This is a genomic window from Bilophila sp. (assembly GCF_057864385.1).
Genome location: NZ_DBMAFI010000065.1, coordinates 1 through 17,035, shown reverse-complemented (window position 1 = coordinate 17,035; position 17,035 = coordinate 1). Strand labels below are relative to the sequence as shown.

Sequence of the window (17,035 nt, the reverse complement as noted above, 5' to 3'; positions counted from 1 at the left end):
CATTGAGAAGATCCTCCAGATCGGATGGTTCTCCGGCATCGTAATAGATGCCCGTATGATCCACGACCAGAGAGAGCGGCTGCGCCCCCTTGCAGCCAAGGTCAAGGGAGCGCAGGAAGCCGTCCTCAAGCGCGATGTAAGGGAGGTTATGTTGAGCGGCATAGCGACGGGCCTTGTCCGCTGTGGGCTTGTGGCCCCAGCCGAGGACACAAGAAAAGGATCCGTTACGGTGGACTGAAACCCAATGTATGGAACTACCGAGAAAGGTAGACAGGTTTGTCAAACGATAAAGTTTCCATGAGTGGGGCAGAAGATGGTGATCAGTGTTTTCAGTCGTCAAATTGGTTTTATTATGTGTCATAAGTCAGTACCTGCATTTTCGGTACATCAGGGCATACTCTATTTCAATCTGTCCGGAAGAGCAGATGCTTTGGCTGAGTTTTGCAGAAACCTTACGTTTTTTGATGCAGCTAGGCCAATCTTCAAGAAACTGGCACAGACAGGAGTTCCTAATTTGGGAACTCCTGTGAGCATTGATAGTTGGAATTGCGTTCGCCGTGAAAAACAAGGGAAACAGGATTATAGGAACAGTATTCCTGAAAGGGAACAGAACAGATTTACGATACCGTTACTGCACGTGATAGAGCATCAATAAGATCAATACCATCCCAGACAAGGGAAAAATCCATGGAATGGCCCATAGGAACAATGCGATCTACGCCTGCTGGGCGGCAGCGAGTCACAAAATTTTCTAGTTCAGTCTTGTCCAGTCCCCAGTATGTGATGGTCTGGCAACGTCGAGTACAGAGAGGCAAGATAGCTTCCAGTCTTTCTGCTTCATACTCAAAGAAAAAGCCGCTGTGATATTTAAGATCAAGAAGTCCTGCATCTAACTCGTCAACAAGAACCCGCGTTATCAGCCAGTCTTGTTCTGGTTCAAGGCGGGCATGTCGTTGGGCAGCCACCATGCAAAGGGAGTCCAGTTTTCCTACAGTCTGTACAGGCGTAAGCGCATAAAGTGCTGCGGCTTCCCGCGCTTCATGCCAGAAAATGTTTCGGGCCTGGGCCTTCTGATTCCCCAACCAAACTACAAGAAATGGCGATGTACAGGCATTTTGGTCGGATAGGAAGGTATCGTTATAAAAATGCAGAGCTAGAGCCCGCTTGTCCGGGGTCTTGAGATATGCATCCGCCTGGATCACAAGAAAGGATACGCGATCGGCAAAGGGAATTTCTGTTGAGCGTGGGGGAAGCGGTGAACGGCGTATCCTTGTTACCGTGTCATCGCCGCCCCAGACAATACGGACATCACAGTGTGCTGAGAACCAATCGTTCAGAAGTGGTGATCCAGCATAACGCACCATACATACATAAGGGACAAGCTCACGAAATGTATCACGCAAAAGGGCTGCAATGACCTTACAGATACACTCTACCTGGGGAAATGCCTTGGCTGGAAGACGAATAATATTGGCGTTTCCAGCAAGTAGACCAGCAACAAAGCTGAAGGCAAAGTTGACTGGCACGTTGGAAGGCGTGCTATGAAAAATGACGCCCCGACCAAGACGGATTCCCCGGTTGCCATAGGCTGCTTTTTCTTTTTCCAGAGCTGCCCGGCGACACCAGAAAGCAAATGTTGCCACATCGGGATAGCGTGCGGTATCGCGCAGCAACTGTTCTGACAGGGCTTGTAGAAAATCCAGAACAAGATCGTCAAAGGGAACGCGCGCTGGCAGGTACGGCATGGCGTTCACAATGGTATCTGACCCAATGACATAGCTCAATTTCTCACGATCAGGCATAACTTGCGGCATAGGTATCACTACAACCTCGAATTTCAGCGTTTTTCAATCGTCCATGGATGATGAAGTACTTGCCAAAACGACCGCAGGGGCAGTCATCTTCACCAAGCAAAGTCCCTTCATCTTCTGTAAGCAGCGAATGTCCCGGATAGGACTCAGGCAGAATCGAGAGCGTTTGTACAATTCCCCTTTCACCTGGCGAGCAGACAGACAGATCGCGTGGACGACGCATGATAATATCGGCAAATATGGACGTATGTAGATGACCATATTCGCATTCTAGGGCAATGCAGCCGGTCTGTTCCACCATCCCGTAGTAATCATGAACAGATCGGAGACCACTGACATCATAGAGAGCCTGCTTAAAGCCCGCAGGATCAAGTGATTCAGTTGCGAGTTTTTTCCAACCACCTCCATGAATGAGCAGTCCATTTGAGAAGTCGAGTCGGCGGTGTGCGTTTTGCAGTGCCTTGTAAACATGCTGCCAGATCATAAATGTGAAACCAAAAAGCAGAATACGTTGCCCCTCATGGCGTTCCAAAAAGGATTCAATAGCGGGGAAATCCAGTTCCATCGTTTCATTGAGGGCATAGGTTCTGTCCATACCAAACAACGAAAAGCCCAAAATCCCGGCTCCACGCGCTGAAAACATGTATCGATTTTTCAGTACGGAAGGGGTGTCCAGAATGAGCATGGGCATTCTGGATGCCCCGGTAAATGCTTTGAACGTGGCCGCTAGGGCTTTTTGCTGGTTCGTAGCTGTGTGTTTGTCTAGAAAAATACGCGAAACGGCCTGACCGGTTGTGCCAGACGATGTTAGGATCTTAACAACGTCATCTTGTGGAATACTCTTGAGTTCCAATTTCTTGAAGAGGCTTACCGGTAGAAAAGGCACACACTCACAGTCTTGTGCATGATCGTCAGGAGACACGCCGAGAGCGTCTAGGATGCCCTGGTATACCGTACAGGTTTCATAGTGTTGCCGCGTGAGATTCCACAGATGACTACTGAGCATTGCCTGCTTTGTCTTGGCGTTTACTCCAAAGGGAGGCAGATTGAAAACATCATTCAAATTATGCATAGTATGTCTCAAGGGCTTGGTACAGTGTCTTACCAGAAGTATTTTGGGGAATGGCCTCAATAGGGATAAGTCGGAAGGCACTGTGGTGGAGCCGTGTTTTGTCAGTGAGAAATTTTTTTACGGTTTCGCCGAGAGTGGCATCTGTGATGAACACATACATCAGATCATCTACTCCAGCACAGGCAGAGTCTATTGCAGGAAACGCTTCGCGGAGTAGGCATTCAATCTCGTCAAGATTAACCCTGTTGCCGAAAATTTTTAAAAATCGTTTTTTCCGGCCCACTACCGTGAAAAAACCATCGGCATCAAATTTGGCCATATCACCGGTATGGAGAACACCATGCCGCTCATCGCCATGACCTAGATCTTCACCACATTCAGCATAACCCGGCGTCACATTGGGGCCTTTATAGATAAGTTCCCCTATTACCCCCGGTGTGCTAATGACAGTTCCATTAGTGTCAATGAGAGAAAAGCTACCTCCGGGGATGGCAATACCCATGCAGCCATATTTTTCTCGTGCCTTTTCCCATGGAAGATATCCCATGCGCGGAGAAGCTTCTGTCTGACCGTACATCACATAAAATGTTCGTCCGTTTTTTTCAGCCCAAGCAATGAATTCATCTTGGAGATCCGGCGGGAGCTTACCTCCTGCTTGGTTGAGACTCCGCAGACTGGGCAGGTCCATACGGAAGAAACCCAGACGTTTGAGCATTGCATACGTATAGGGTACGCCCGCTATGGATGTAGCCTCACACGCCTTGAAACGTTCCCAGAAAGTCTTCTGCATCACAGTATGTTCCGTTAGAATGATGGTGGCACCAACGGCAAGATGAATATTGAGTACAGACAGCCCATAGGTGTAATGCATGGGCAGCGTGGTAATGGGACGCTCTGCTGGGGTGATAGCTAGGTAATCAATAATTGAGCGTATATTGGAACGCAGGTTCTCACGTGTATGTCGGACTAGTTTAGGGCTGCCCGTTGAGCCGGAGGTGGTGAGCAGTAGACAAAGATCGTCATGCAGTGGATAGCCTTCACCATAACCGGTTTCCAGCAATGTATATCCCCAGACATGGTGACGCGGGTTCATGTCTGCAAAACGAACTGCCTTCTCGTCCGGCACCCACAAAAATGCCGGTTTATAAACGCGCAGCAGCGTATCAAGCAGCGCAGGATCAAGTTCTTCTGCCAGCAAAAGCGGGACCAGCCCATGGTTAAGGCAGGTCGTATAACCCAATACTGAACCAGCACTATTGCGACACAGACAAAAGATCAGGCAACGTTCTGGTATGGTAGATGACAGACGCTGAATTTCCCTGCTCAGTTCTGCATAGCTTATTGTCCTACCATCATCACAGAACAATGCTGGAGATGTGGAAAATCGCTCAAAAGAGAACATCATATTTCTCCAGAATTTCTTTTCCATGTTCATATGAATTAAAATCCAGAATATCCTCTGTATCAAACATGATATCAAAAGTACTTTCCAGACCGGCGATCAAGCTCATATGTCCTACAGAGTCCCATTCATTTATTGATCGGTAGGTCAGTCCTGCCAGCTTGCTCTCTGTGATATTCAAGACTTTACAAAAAACATCATTGTATTTTTCAAGATTAGTCATGTGATCCTCTCATTGAATGTCACCGTCAACACCGATGATTTGTCCAGAAACATAGTCGGAAAGATCCGAGGCCAGAAAAAGGCATACCCTTGCCACATCCATTGGTGTACCGATGCGGCCCAATTTCACTCTTGACAGTACCTGTTCGCGTATCTCCTGTTTCTCCGCATTAAAAAGATCTGTATCAATATAGCCGGGAGCCACGGCATTGACGCGAATACCATGTGGGGCAAGTTCGTGCGATACACTTTTGGTCAACGCACTAACAGCTCCCTTTGAAGCGGCATAGGCAGCCTGCCCTGCATTGCCCCTTTCACCAACTATACTGGACAGATTGATGATGCTGCCACTTTTCTGGTGTAGCATCAGCTTGCTTGCCATCTGCATAAGCTCAAGAGGAGCAAAGACATTGACGTCAAAGAGCTCTTGAGCACTTTTCTTGGAGGTCATGCCTAGCAGTGAACTAGACATGATTCCTGCGTTGTTGACCAGAATGTCGAGTTTTCCTGTTTCTTTTTTTATTGTCATCAGGGTTGTCCTGATGGCAGCCGTGTCACAGACATCAAAATAGAGCGGACGGAATGTCAGATGGCGCTCCCTGTATTCGTCTGAAACGGCATCCAGAGAGCCAACCGTTCTTGCATTGGCATAGACAAGAGCTCCTTCAGAAGCGAACAATGTCGCAATGGCTCTACCAATGCCCCGGGAAGCTCCGGTGACCAACGCTGTTTTTCCTGTCAGCAACATGGGCAAGCTCCTTTTGTACAACGTGCAGGTAGGGGCGCCAGGCTATGCGATGACGCATGGTCGGTTTCTGGAAGACGCCTGACTGCTCCTGAACCCTTTCTCTTCAGTGCGTTATCAATATCCTGCTGAAGATAGGTAATCATGTCCTCGCTTTTCTCAATTCGCCTGTGCACTGTGTGGGGATAGATCACATCATGATCGTCCTGTTCTGCCTTGCGCCACTCAAGACTGGTTCCCGACACCAGAAAAGATGTAGGAATCCCCATACATCCGGAGAATTGACGAATATTGACGGCAGGGGAGATGATCAGATCAAGGGACGAGATGGCAGCGGCAAGTCCATCAAGTTCCTTGAACATATCAAGGCATTCAAACGACATCGTTTTACCCGGAAATTCCTTTTCCAGCCATGCTGCCTCATGGGGGGAAACTCCATCATATTGCAGGATCACAAAGCGCACATCGTTTCTTTGGAGGAGAGGAGCAAATTCTTCAATGTCGCAGTAGTTTCTTGCGCGGGAATAGCGTTTGAGCGCACTCCTCCAGCAGAGGCCAACATTGAGTTTGCCGTCATCCGGCAGTTGTGCTTGATACTGGCGCACAAGATTTTCGTCGGCTTTCATGCGTGCAAGACCGGACAAATCCTCATAGCCTCTTATCACGCTACGAACCGCATCAAAATCGAGAATGACCTTGTCTGCTTTCTTGAACAGTGCGTAACCATGGTTGTCGAACATGGAGACAAAGGCAGAAGACGGCAAATCCGTAAACTCTCCGGAAGAGGATTCTAGGTCGGTGAGGTGGCGCAGTCTGTACACCGGTTCTAGGTGAATATGGGGAAGTGAGCGGGCAAAGAAGCTGTAGAGGCGCGGATCACAAGTGAACGTGGTCTGACCGCAGCACCGTTCAACAATACGCTGATAGAAAATAGCATTGCCAATTTCGTCGCCAACACCGGAACAGGCCACCACGAGGAGACGTTCGCCCTCGCGAAGCTCATCCAAGGAACGTACGCATTTGTCACCAAGCAGATGCCGCATTTCATTGTGGCGATCCAGGTCGCACAAGTCGGGGAAATTTCCCCCGATATCACGATGATTCATTTTCAGGCATGTCTGGAAATACGTTTTGTTGGCAAAGTTCATCCTCCTGCAACGCTCCATCATCTCACCAAGTTTGTCGTAACGTCCCGTATGCAGGCAGAAATACAGATAGTTGTAACAGGTTGATGGTGAAAGCCCAAACCTGCGCACGATATAGGAATAAGAATGTTCTGCCTCATCGTATTCGCCAAGGAAAAACTTGATTCGCGCGTAAAGCAAAGAAAGCTGAATACTGTCAGAAACCTTCTGAATATTGGAATCCATAAGATGGATAGCCTCGTCAAATTCTGAAGCAAACATACGGATCTTGACTCGTTGCTCAAGCGTTCCCGTGTCATTGGCCCATGCCCGGATACAGGTATAGATGCTGACTCCCGGAAATTGACGCACCCAGAAGGTCTGGGTCACGTCAACAGCGCGCATGGCCTCACTCATGCTCCTGCTGCTCAGCAACGCGAGCCAGAGCAGTGCTTCCTCTCTGTTCCCCGCGCGGGCATTGCTCACTGTCAGACCGACAAGGGAACGAGATGCAAGGGCAACAGATTTCTTCTGTACTGCCAGTGAATACAGCAGCCTGTCTAGTGCGGCAGAACTTTCAAAATCCATACATTCAGCAAGGATATCGGCAAGCTCTTCAAGTGTGGCCAGAGATGTCTTACCTCCTGCCAAGGCAAGCAGGTACTGTTGCCGGCTCTGCTCTGCATCATGATTCTCCTTGTGGATACGGGCAAGCTGAAACGCCGTTGCAGAAGAACATACCGGCTTTTTCTCATTGGTGTTTTCTGGTATCCGGCCCTGGAGTTCATCAAGCAGCAATCGGGCTTCCTTGGAACGCCCTGCCCGGGCATATGAGCGAACCAGTCGCCAGCGGATATTAACATCCTGCTCCGTTTGTGCCAGGAGTTGCAAAAGAACTGGCAAAACGTCTGCTGGAAGCTGTGTTTCAGCCCAGTTCAGGAGCTGTGCCTGTTCATTTTTCTTTCCAAAACTCCAAAGCAGGCAGATCATCACCATGTACCAGCCAGGTGTCTGGCAAAGTTTGCCAAGATCCTTAATGAGTGCTTTGAGCTGCACATCTTTGGCCGGTTTTACCTCATTTCCTTTATCAATTGTGATTCCAAAGGGTTGTTTATCAAGTTTCTTGCCAAGCTGTTTAAACGATTTCTTCAGACTCGTGCTGAAAAAGCCTGTCAATGAGTTCTTTGGACTGCTGATATAACGGGGATAGAGTACAAATACGGCATAAAAGAATGCTTCACGGCTGAGCTTTCGCGGGCGCTCAATTGGCTGGCGATCATCCGTGAAGCCCCAACCCGCATAAAAAGGCTTGCCGCTTACAATCACAGGTAAATCACACCGTAACGCCTCAAGCGCATACAGTGAATCTTTGGTGTACACGCAGTCGACAAAATCCAGTGTCCGTTGCAGGGCAGTGTCTGGCAATACATGCCAGTCAGGGGGTAAGGTATGGGTGGGTGAGCCCTTGTCTTCCAGAATGATAAAGAGTTCCCCATCGGGATGTTCCTGACGGGCAAGGCTTCCTAGAGTGTGAGCATCATCAGCGGATTTTGCCAGAACAAGTATGCGCTCTCCCTGACCTGTTCTTAATGGGATGATGCCTTGAGACGGCTTGCTGTTGGCAAGCTGGTCAAGACTACGGGCAATGAGGCGATTGAGCGGAAGGAGCATTTTCATGCTGGCGATCTGCCCGGTATACTCAGCAACAGGGAATTCTCCTAAGATTTCTGTCAGCCTGTCAAAATTCTGGCCAAAGGCTTCCGGAATTTCTTGAGGAAAGGGCTCCAGCACCAAGGATTCGGGGCAACCGGTACTGGGGGCGGTGCCTGTACAATCAAGTCCTCTGGTGACAGCAACAAGCTCAATGTGTTCCTGTCTGGCCTGACGGAGGATCTCTTCAGATAGCGGCATGGTTCCGACAAAAAGTGTCCTGACTTTCATGGTGCGGCAGATACGGATGAGATCCATATCTTTCTCGCGAAGCCGGGCCACCCGGTATCCGGCAAGGGATTCAGTCAGAAGCTGGCTTGCCTGAGGGCCAACACCATACAGGAGTGCTACTGGTTTCCTGCCGTTTTCCCAGTTGGTACCGAGCAGTTTTATGCCGTTTTTTTCTTCACACAGTTTGAACAGAGTCTTCTGACAGCCATCCAAGCTGTTCTGGAGGTTCAGGATATATCGGGGATACAGAAGGTAGGCTGCGGCATAGAGCTCTGCCAGTGTCAGTGTGCGGTTGCGCTGATGGTCAGGGAAGCGATCATCTGTGAGTCCCCAGCCTGCATAAAACGGCAGACCCACGGTTGTGACGGGCAGACCGTGAAGGAGCGCTTCAAAGCCGGAAAGAGATGTAATAACATAGACACGTTCAACCAGAGCGAACAGTTCTGCCAGTGGTTCATCGCGATCAACGATCCTGCACCGGGAAGGCAGACTGCCCAAGCGAACATTGTCTGTTCTCATGCCGTGTGTCACATCCGGATGCGGCCTGTAGAGAATTTCGCAGTCCGGATTTTCCTCACAGGCGAGCTGAATCAGCCGGGTACAGGTCCAGTTCTCCCCCCGACCATAGAGGATGGACTTGTCATTCTCCACCTGTCCGATGACCAGTATGCAGCGTTTCCGGGGCACCAATTTCGTAAGGTTGCTCCCTTTCCCAGCGGGCAAGCTATACTTGCTGATGCCGAATTCCTTCTGGAAGGCGATGAGCTGTTCCGCTCGCTGCAGCAGTTCCGGAGACTGGTTGAAATCATACGCTGCAAGCAGCTTTTCGAGGTCAGACTGCTCTTCGGCGTTGAAATAGAGACTGCTTTTGTCAAGGACAAGAGAATAGGGTCTGGTATGTGCTGAACCAAGTGTGACAGACCGCAGAAAACCATCTTCCATACGATACACAGGAATGGCATGCCGGGCCGAAAAAGCCGTCACGTCATAGCGCTCGTTGTAGCCCCAGATGATGATGCACAAGGGCGAGTAGGCAAGGATCTTGTCGGCATATGCTTCGATAGGTGCATTGCTTTCAGCAAACAGGGTTCTGAATTCGTGGAGATAGCTTGCGGCGTCCTTGCGTTTCCAGGGCAGGAACCCCAGCATGATTGCCACCGGGGCTGTGGTATTTTTCCAGTTGGCTCCTACCTTGATTAGGGGAAAGCCCAGCTTCATGATCCGGCGGATGGTCAGTACTAGGCGAGAGTCCTTGAAAAAGGCTTTGGGATGGCGAATCAGTTTGCGTAGCTTGCGATTCATCATAATAAGGAAGACCTCAGTCTCAATTCCGTCACAGGGCAGGCAGAACAATCCTGTGGGAACAGGGTGTCAGACGAAAAGATGCCAGGCTGTGGGAGTACCCAGCGTCACGTTTTCTTTCAGGGTTCTGCCAATAATCAGATCGTAGTCTTTTACAGGCAGCCCCAGACCCGGGCGCACCGAACGGATGTCCTCTGGTTCCACCACACTCCCGGCATGTTTCTCACGCACAAAGTACAACGAACGACGATTCTGTTTTTCTGATGCTTCCATGCCGTCTGACGGGCCGTAGAAAATTCGCCCGCGGGCAGCCCAAGCATTGTGCGTTTCATGCACTAATGTCTCCAGCTCTTCAGGTTCGAGTGAAAAAGCTGAATCTACACCACCATCGGATCGTTTAAGCGTAAAATGTTTTTCAATCAGCTCAGCGCCGAGCGCCACGCCAGCAACTGCTACGCCTACTCCCATGGTGTGATCGGAAAGGCCCACATGGACACCAAAGGTATCGCGGAGATGTGGGATAGTGCTTAGATTTGCCTGTTCTGGTCTGGCAGGATAGGAACTTGTGCATTTCAGAAGGATAATATCCTGACAGCCGTGTGTGCGTGCTGTGCGCACAGCTTCAGCAATTTCCTCCAAACTGGCCATACCTGTAGACATGAGCATGGGCTTTCCCTGTTCGGCCACCTTCCTGATCAGGTTGAGATCGGTCATTTCAAAAGAGGCGATCTTGTAGCAGGGGACGTTCAGCGTCTCAAGAAAGTCCACGGATGTGGCATCAAAGGGTGTTGAAAAGGCGATCAGACCGCGCTCTGCAGCCCGCTCAAACAACGGCTTATGCCATTCCCAGGGCAGGGCTGCATCCTCATACAGCTCATAGAGCGAACGCCCGTACCACAGACTTTTTTCGTTGGAGATGACGAATTCGTTTCTGTGAACATTGAGCGTAATGGTATCTGGCGTGAAGGTTTGCAGTTTAATGGCTTGCGCACCGGCGTCTGCGGCTTTGTCGACCATTGTCAGCGCCCGTTCGAGAGAATGATTGTGGTTTCCTGATAATTCTGCCACGATTATTGGTGGTTGTCTGATACCAACAGTAAGATGGCCGAGAAGAAACTCATGCATCTTTGTCTCCTGAGTATGCTTCATGGTGCTGAAAAAGTGTTGGAGGCTGTCCCAGCCGTACCATCAGACAATATCGGAAAGCGAAAAACGCTCTCCCCGTACCTTGGCACAAACCGTTCTTTGACCGATCAACAAAGTGTCAAGGCTTGGAGGTAAGCCATCTCCAGGCCGTGCGTAATCCAGATGCTCCTGTGTCAAGATGGTCCCTTCTGGAATATCCATACGCGCTATGAGGGAACGGCGCCCCACTGGGAATGCCTTGCGCTCTTCAGGCGTCTTGAGGCGGCGCGGGTTGCCAAGCGCTGTCTCTACATCACGTATCGTCTGGATAAAGGTACAAATTTCCTGAGGTTCCAAAGACATGATGTGTTCTGGGCTGCGGATAGTACGATCAAGTGTAATCGTTTTTTCAAGCATGTTACACCCTAGAGCTACAGCAACGATGTCCATAGTGCTACCCGGGTTATGGTCTGAGAAGGCAATGGGATAGGGGAACAGCGTTCTGAGCGATGTGATTACCCGCAGATGGATCGAGTTCAGATTGGCAGGATAGCCACTGGGGCAGTGATTGATGATGATTTTACTCGTGCCCGCCTGTTCGAGAACTTCAACAGCCTCAGCCACTTCTCCAATAGTTGAACTGCCTGTATCGATCTGCACGACCCAGGGATACTTTGCTGCTTCGCGCAAGATATGATGATAGGTGATATCCCCAGAGCATATCTTGACACAGTCTACTCCAATATCATGAAACAGTTCAAAATCTTCCACATTAAAGGCTGTAGCAAAGAAGGTGATCCCTCTTTTTTTACACTGTGCTGCTACTGTACGCCACTCATCCGTTGACAGCTGGCGGCGCAGCAGAATCTTTTGGAGTGATTCCGTACAGACTGCGGTTTCGCCGGTAGCTTTGTTCACAAGATAGGTATAAGTGAACATGACGTTAGGATCGGGAATAAGGCGTTTTGCATCACCAATCTGAAATTTGATGGCATCGGCGCCAGATTCAGCAGCAGCGTCAACTAGAGCCAGGGCCGATTCAAGACCGTAATGGGTAGGGCCTGCCTCAAGAACAATGCAGCAAGGATGCTTATCACCAATAACACGTGTTCCAAATTGCATCTCACGCATGAGAATTCTCCTTTAAAATCGATGCAAAGGCTGTGAGCATGTCAAAATCTTCCTGCGTATCAATATCAGCCGAGCGCAGTCTGTCCATCTGATACCCTCTAAGGCGGGGACCATAAAATGTTCTGGCGCTTTTCAATGCAGCTGTCTTTGCAAGGTAGGTGCTGCCATTACCCCGAAAGGGTTGGGGAAGTTCCTGACTTTTTTTTTGCACGAGCAACGGCCAGACTGGCGCAAGATAGCCGTTGCTGTTCTGGTACAGTACTTGATAAGGATTCCCTTCAAAACTCGTCACAGCGTGTACAAAATCAGTGTCTTCTCGTTGGACAAGCCGTACCATGCTGCGGATATCATCAGCATTTCGGAGCGGGGCTGTAGGATAGAGCAACGCAATGATGTCATAGATTTCACCTTGTTGTTCAAGGCGTTCAAGTAGCTCAAGGCAAATATCCGTTGTACCAGCCTTGTCTGTGGCAAGCTCTGCCGGGCGATTATCCACAGCAAAACCGTGTGCGCGGGCAAGTGCTGCAATTTTTGCATCTTCAGTAGATACTAGAATTCGCTCAAAACATCCGCTCTGACGTGCAGCCTCGCAGGACCACACAAACAGAGGTTTCCCTAGGAATGGAAGACAATTTTTGCGCGGCAGGCGTTTGGAGCCCCCCCGTGCGGGAATGACGGCAAGACAGTGCATGAATGCCTCGATACGCTTAGCTGTACTCTGCACTTGTACCTACGCAAGAGTGCAGAGAGTGGGCTTTCCAAAAGACTACAGGTAGATCGGGTACATTCCGGCATGGGTGCTTTTGCAAAAACACCTCGCGCCGTAGGATGTAGGGCAGGAGCCGCCGTGGTGGATTCCCGTCCACAAGGATGGAAGGGCGTTCACTGTCAGGTTCATAGCCCGAATATTTATGGATTCTTAAAACACTGTTGCCCTCAAGGATGCTACCTAGAATCGCCTTCAGCGCAAAGTGCTTGAACAAGGCCGCATAGCACGCATGTAAGATGCCTACAGTCATTGCGGTATACCGCTCTTCTCCAATATAAAATCCCATCTCAGTGGTAGCTTGTATTGGATCAAATTTCTCAATCTTGGCATAGGCAGCGTCAGTTCCTTTGATTTGGACAATCCAGTGATACGTGTCGTCAGAAGTCCGCGTCCTTTCAATCCACGCCTGTTGTTTGGGCAGGTCATTGTCTACCTGTGTAAGCATCCATTCGGCCACACGCGGTTGCAGGCGCCACATAAGCAGCTTCTGAGCATCTTCCTTCAGAATTTCCCTGAATAAAATCACACGCGTTGCTCCTGGTTTTGGGGTAGCAAAAGTTTTTGCATAGCAGAAAGAATACGGTCTACACCCAGCCCATCCACCGTAGTTATGCAGCGTCTCGAAATGGCTTCGCGTTGTTCGTCGTCTTTCAGAAAGGCCAGGAGTGCGTCCTCCAGGGGGGTGTCCTTCTCATGCGCACACAAGAGTCCTTGGGCCTTGCAGTCTTCAAGCATCTGTTCCTGATTATAAGCAACCGAGAGTACGAACGCTGGCAAACCCATGCAAAAGCGTTCCAGATTGGTAGACCCCGCTGCTCCAATGGCCGCATCGGCTAACAACATGTGTTCGGCCATATCGGGCGTATCGGTGATAAGATCCCAGCCCAGACGGTTACACTGCGCGCGTAGGCTTTCAAGGTGCGCATTAGTGCGGCTCACAATGACCTCAACGTGTTCAGGATGCACGCTTCGCAGGTGGGCAAGTGCATTCAGCACCTTCTGCGTATAGTTACCTGAATCACTACTACCCATGAAAATCAGTAACCTTCTGACCGGCCCCTTTCGTAGGATCATGCGTTTCCGTGCCATGCGGAACTGTTCACGCAGGATGGCGTATTGTGAGCCAAGTAGGCATAGACAAGAGGCTGGAACAGAGCTTTCATAGCGGTGCTCAGCATTACGATAACAGTTTTGATCAACCAGCAGATCACAGACATGTGCTCGATCTGCCAGATCATCTATGACCATTAAACGACGCCGTAATGACGCTGTAGCCTTTTCCCATATGATGTCCAAGGAATAGTGATCGACAATCAGCCAGTCAAAAGGTTGTCTGTCAGAACAGGCCATTCGGCAGGCTTCAGCATCTTCAAGACTTGAGACACCAAGCCAGGAAGCGTGTCGGGGAAGATGATAGTCTTTGGGCAGCGGCGCTGACGGCAGGAATGGGGTTGACAGAGAGAACGACTCGAACCCCTCCCTACGCAATTCTTCTTGGCAGAATTCAGGTAGGTACCGGAACATGAAGGTAACTTGGCAGCCCCGCTTCTGAAGCGCTTTTGCCAGCGTCCTGCAGCGCATGTAGTGTCCCGAACCTATTTGAGGTGAATAATCTGTCCTGATGGCTACGGTGGCTTCCATGGTTACTCCGCAAATATGTCTTGAAGGACAGAGCAGACGGTATCCTGTTGTTCAAAGGTCAGGGCTGCATACATGGGCAAGGATAGGCAACCGGCATAATAGCGTTCGGCATAGGGAAAATCGCCTGCCTTGAAACCAAATCTGTCCATATAGTACGGCTGTGTGTGTATTGGAATGTAATGTACATTCACTCTGATACCGGCAGACTGCATGGCCTCATAGACCTCCCTGCGTGTCCGTTTTGTCCGAGAATTATCAATAATTATAGGGTATAAATGGATAGCAGAAATGGTGTAGGGAGCTATGTGTGGTAAGTGCAGGGGCAGAGCGGCAAGCGAGGCCGTGTAACGTGTAAAGAGTTGCTGACGTTTCTCTACATAGGCATCAAGGCGCTTCATCTGACTGAGGCCCAGCGCTGCCTGAATATCGGTGATTCTGTAATTATAACCCAAGTCTACCTGTTCGTAATACCAGCCGCCATCGTCCCGTCGCATCAGTTTGGGATCACGTGTCACGCCATGACTCCGAAGCAAATGGAGCTTTGCTGCAATGTCCGGATCATTGGTCAAAGCCATACCACCTTCACCTGTGGTAATGATTTTAACGGGATGGAAACTGAAGACCGTAACATCACTATAGGTGCATGAGCCTATGATTGAATTTTTGTAGCGACCTCCGATGGCATGAGATGCATCTTCAATAATCTTGAATCCGTACTGATTCGATAGGTTGTTGATAGCTTCCATATCACAGCTCTGTCCTGTAAAGTGAACAGCAACAACAATATCAGGAAGCCGTCCTTCATGTGCTGCACGTTCAAGTTTATGGGCAAGAGCAGACGTATCCATGTTCCAAGTGATTGGATCAATATCGACAAAATCCACATCTGCACCACAGTACAATCCACAGTTTGCCGATGCCACAAAAGTAATGGGAGTCGTCCAGAGCAGCCCGCCCTGTTTCAACCCCAGCGCTTTACAGGCAATATGTAGGGCAGCTGTCGCACTGGTGACAGCCACGGCATACTTGGCTCCACAATAGGTTTTTACGGCATTTTCAAACGCGGGGATAACCGGTCCTTGGGTCAAAAATTCTGCGTTCAGTACCTTGGTTACGGCATCAATATCCTCAGGTAGCACTTCTTGTCGCGCGTAAGGAATCATAATAGCCTCTTGCTAGACTAGGATGTTGTTCTTGATATCGGCGAGCCAGGCACGCAGTGTTTCGATACTCATCCATTCAGTGTTGGTATTACTTGCGTAGCAGAAGTCAGGTGGAACTTGGATTCCATCTTTGATACGCTTCTGTTTGCGCTCTGCGTTTAGAATAGGGGGAATAATTTTGTAATATTCATCATACTCATAGGTATGCATGGCATCTTCTGCAGTAATCATCTGCTCATGCAGTTTTTCACCGGGGCGGATACCGATGAATTCAAAGCGAGCCTTTTCGTTGATACAGTGTGCAATATCGACGACACGCATGGACGGAATCTTGCGTACATATAATTCTCCTCCCTCCATATCTGCAAAAGCCTTCCATACAAGATCAACAGCCTGATTAAGTGTGATCATGAAACGTGTCATACGTTCATCTGTGATGGGCAGTGTTTCGGATCCATTTTCCGTCAGATTTTTAAAGAATGGAATAACAGAACCACGTGAACCCATTACATTTCCATAACGAACTACAGCAAAGCGAGTTTCATTTTCTCCAAAATGAATATTTGCAGCGTTAAATAATTTATCAGAAGTCAGTTTTGTAGCTCCATATAAATTGACAGGGCTACATGCTTTATCTGTAGAAAGGGCAACTACTTTTTTTACTTGAGTGCGTACACATGCCTGAATAAGATTCATAGCACCTATAACATTAGTCTTTATACATTCCTGTGGGTTATATTCAGCAGTAGGAACAATTTTTGTAGCAGCAGCATGAACTACATAATCAACATTTCGCATTGCAAATTGGAGTCTATCTTCATCACGAACATCTCCAATAAAGAATCGTACACAGGGATTGTTTGCAAATTTTTTTGCCATTTCCCACTGCTTCATTTCGTCGCGTGAAAAGATGATCAGTTTTTTGGGACGATAACGCTCAAGTGTCATTTTGGTAAACATATGACCAAATGATCCAGTTCCACCTGTTACTAGTAGCACTTTATCATTAAACATATTCCCTCCCATATGGTTTTATGAAGTTACTAAACATGTCCTTACGGGCAACAAGATAGACTCTATATCCGTATTCTGTCCGTTTGCATGCGCCTCTTTTAAACTTGCTCACGCTTCTGGATGAAGTTCTCCTCCTTCCTGCCCTGCACAGGCAGCGCAGGCTTGCGCTTCTTTCCTGTGTAGATTCGACTTTCCTGTCCAGTACAGCTCCGCTTGCTTGAGAAGAAAACGTATTCTCCACTTCCTCCTACAGCCTATAGCCCCACGGCGACCTTGACGGCCACGGCCATTTGGTAGAGCACCTGGGTCACGTCCTTGACCAGCTGCAGATTCTTGGAATCAAACTTGGGCATGACCAGAATACGGTCGCCGGGTTCGATGGATTGTCCCTTGGCGTGGGAGACTTCCCCGTTCAGGCCGACAATCAGGATATTGTCCGTATCCGCGCGATCGGACAGGCCGCCCGCGCCGTTGAGGTAGCCTTTCAGGGAGAGGCCCTTTTCCCAGGTCACGGCGGTGGGGATGAGCACTTCGCCGGAGACGTGGACCACGTCCGTTTTCCTGGGGATGATG

At 49.3% G+C, this 17,035-nt stretch carries 15 protein-coding genes; all 15 read right to left on the bottom strand.

What is annotated here, in order from left to right; genetic code table 11:
• Nucleotides 1-361: capsular polysaccharide export protein, LipB/KpsS family (locus tag ACZM8Y_RS15090; RefSeq protein WP_489501858.1), on the bottom strand; the 361-nt coding region annotated here is incomplete at its 3' end.
• Between the two features lie 256 nt (nucleotides 362-617).
• Nucleotides 618-1,814 carry an acyl-CoA reductase gene (locus ACZM8Y_RS15085; RefSeq protein ID WP_483972016.1) on the bottom strand — a complete coding sequence of 399 codons (1,197 nt, stop codon included), beginning with the start codon at nucleotides 1,812-1,814 and terminating at the stop codon, nucleotides 618-620.
• The gene (locus ACZM8Y_RS15080; RefSeq protein WP_483972017.1) at nucleotides 1,795-2,883 is read right to left on the bottom strand and encodes a LuxE/PaaK family acyltransferase; all 1,089 of its coding nucleotides are present in this window, start codon (nucleotides 2,881-2,883) and stop codon (nucleotides 1,795-1,797) included. Before ACZM8Y_RS15080 ends, ACZM8Y_RS15085 begins: the two co-directional genes overlap by 20 nt.
• Entirely contained in the window at nucleotides 2,876-4,318 is a 1,443-nt protein-coding gene (locus ACZM8Y_RS15075; protein ID WP_483972018.1) for an AMP-binding protein, read from the bottom strand. Before ACZM8Y_RS15075 ends, ACZM8Y_RS15080 begins: the two co-directional genes overlap by 8 nt.
• Nucleotides 4,272-4,508, bottom strand: a complete 237-nt coding sequence (locus tag ACZM8Y_RS15070) for a hypothetical protein (protein WP_483972019.1) — start codon at nucleotides 4,506-4,508, stop codon at nucleotides 4,272-4,274. Before ACZM8Y_RS15070 ends, ACZM8Y_RS15075 begins: the two co-directional genes overlap by 47 nt.
• A gap of 9 nt (nucleotides 4,509-4,517) precedes the next feature.
• Entirely contained in the window at nucleotides 4,518-5,255 is a 738-nt protein-coding gene (locus tag ACZM8Y_RS15065; protein ID WP_489501857.1) for an SDR family NAD(P)-dependent oxidoreductase, read from the bottom strand.
• Nucleotides 5,246-9,622 (bottom strand): capsular polysaccharide export protein, LipB/KpsS family, encoded by a 4,377-nt coding sequence (locus tag ACZM8Y_RS15060; RefSeq protein WP_483972021.1) that lies wholly within the window; start codon nucleotides 9,620-9,622, stop codon nucleotides 5,246-5,248. The genes ACZM8Y_RS15065 and ACZM8Y_RS15060 overlap by 10 nt, the downstream gene beginning before the upstream one ends.
• A 66-nt stretch (nucleotides 9,623-9,688) precedes the next feature.
• Entirely contained in the window at nucleotides 9,689-10,744 is a 1,056-nt protein-coding gene (gene pseI, locus ACZM8Y_RS15055) for a pseudaminic acid synthase (RefSeq protein ID WP_483972022.1), read from the bottom strand.
• A 63-nt stretch (nucleotides 10,745-10,807) separates the two neighbouring features.
• Nucleotides 10,808-11,875 (bottom strand): N-acetylneuraminate synthase family protein, encoded by a 1,068-nt coding sequence (locus ACZM8Y_RS15050; RefSeq protein WP_489501856.1) that lies wholly within the window; start codon nucleotides 11,873-11,875, stop codon nucleotides 10,808-10,810.
• On the bottom strand, nucleotides 11,868-12,566 hold the full coding sequence (locus tag ACZM8Y_RS15045; RefSeq protein WP_483972024.1) for an acylneuraminate cytidylyltransferase family protein: 699 nt from the start codon (nucleotides 12,564-12,566) through the stop codon (nucleotides 11,868-11,870). Before ACZM8Y_RS15045 ends, ACZM8Y_RS15050 begins: the two co-directional genes overlap by 8 nt.
• Before the next feature lie 16 nt (nucleotides 12,567-12,582).
• Entirely contained in the window at nucleotides 12,583-13,170 is a 588-nt protein-coding gene (locus tag ACZM8Y_RS15040) for a GNAT family N-acetyltransferase (protein ID WP_483972025.1), read from the bottom strand.
• Nucleotides 13,167-14,285, bottom strand: a complete 1,119-nt coding sequence (pseG, locus tag ACZM8Y_RS15035; protein WP_483972026.1) for a UDP-2,4-diacetamido-2,4,6-trideoxy-beta-L-altropyranose hydrolase — start codon at nucleotides 14,283-14,285, stop codon at nucleotides 13,167-13,169. Before pseG ends, ACZM8Y_RS15040 begins: the two co-directional genes overlap by 4 nt.
• Nucleotides 14,286-14,287: 2 nt before the next feature.
• Nucleotides 14,288-15,448 carry a UDP-4-amino-4,6-dideoxy-N-acetyl-beta-L-altrosamine transaminase gene (gene pseC, locus ACZM8Y_RS15030; RefSeq protein ID WP_483972027.1) on the bottom strand — a complete coding sequence of 387 codons (1,161 nt, stop codon included), beginning with the start codon at nucleotides 15,446-15,448 and terminating at the stop codon, nucleotides 14,288-14,290.
• Nucleotides 15,449-15,460: 12 nt separating this feature from the next.
• Nucleotides 15,461-16,462 carry a UDP-N-acetylglucosamine 4,6-dehydratase (inverting) gene (gene pseB, locus ACZM8Y_RS15025; protein WP_483972028.1) on the bottom strand — a complete coding sequence of 334 codons (1,002 nt, stop codon included), beginning with the start codon at nucleotides 16,460-16,462 and terminating at the stop codon, nucleotides 15,461-15,463.
• Between the two features lie 254 nt (nucleotides 16,463-16,716).
• The coding region (locus ACZM8Y_RS15020) for an SLBB domain-containing protein (protein ID WP_489501855.1) at nucleotides 16,717-17,035 on the bottom strand (319 nt) is incomplete at its 5' end.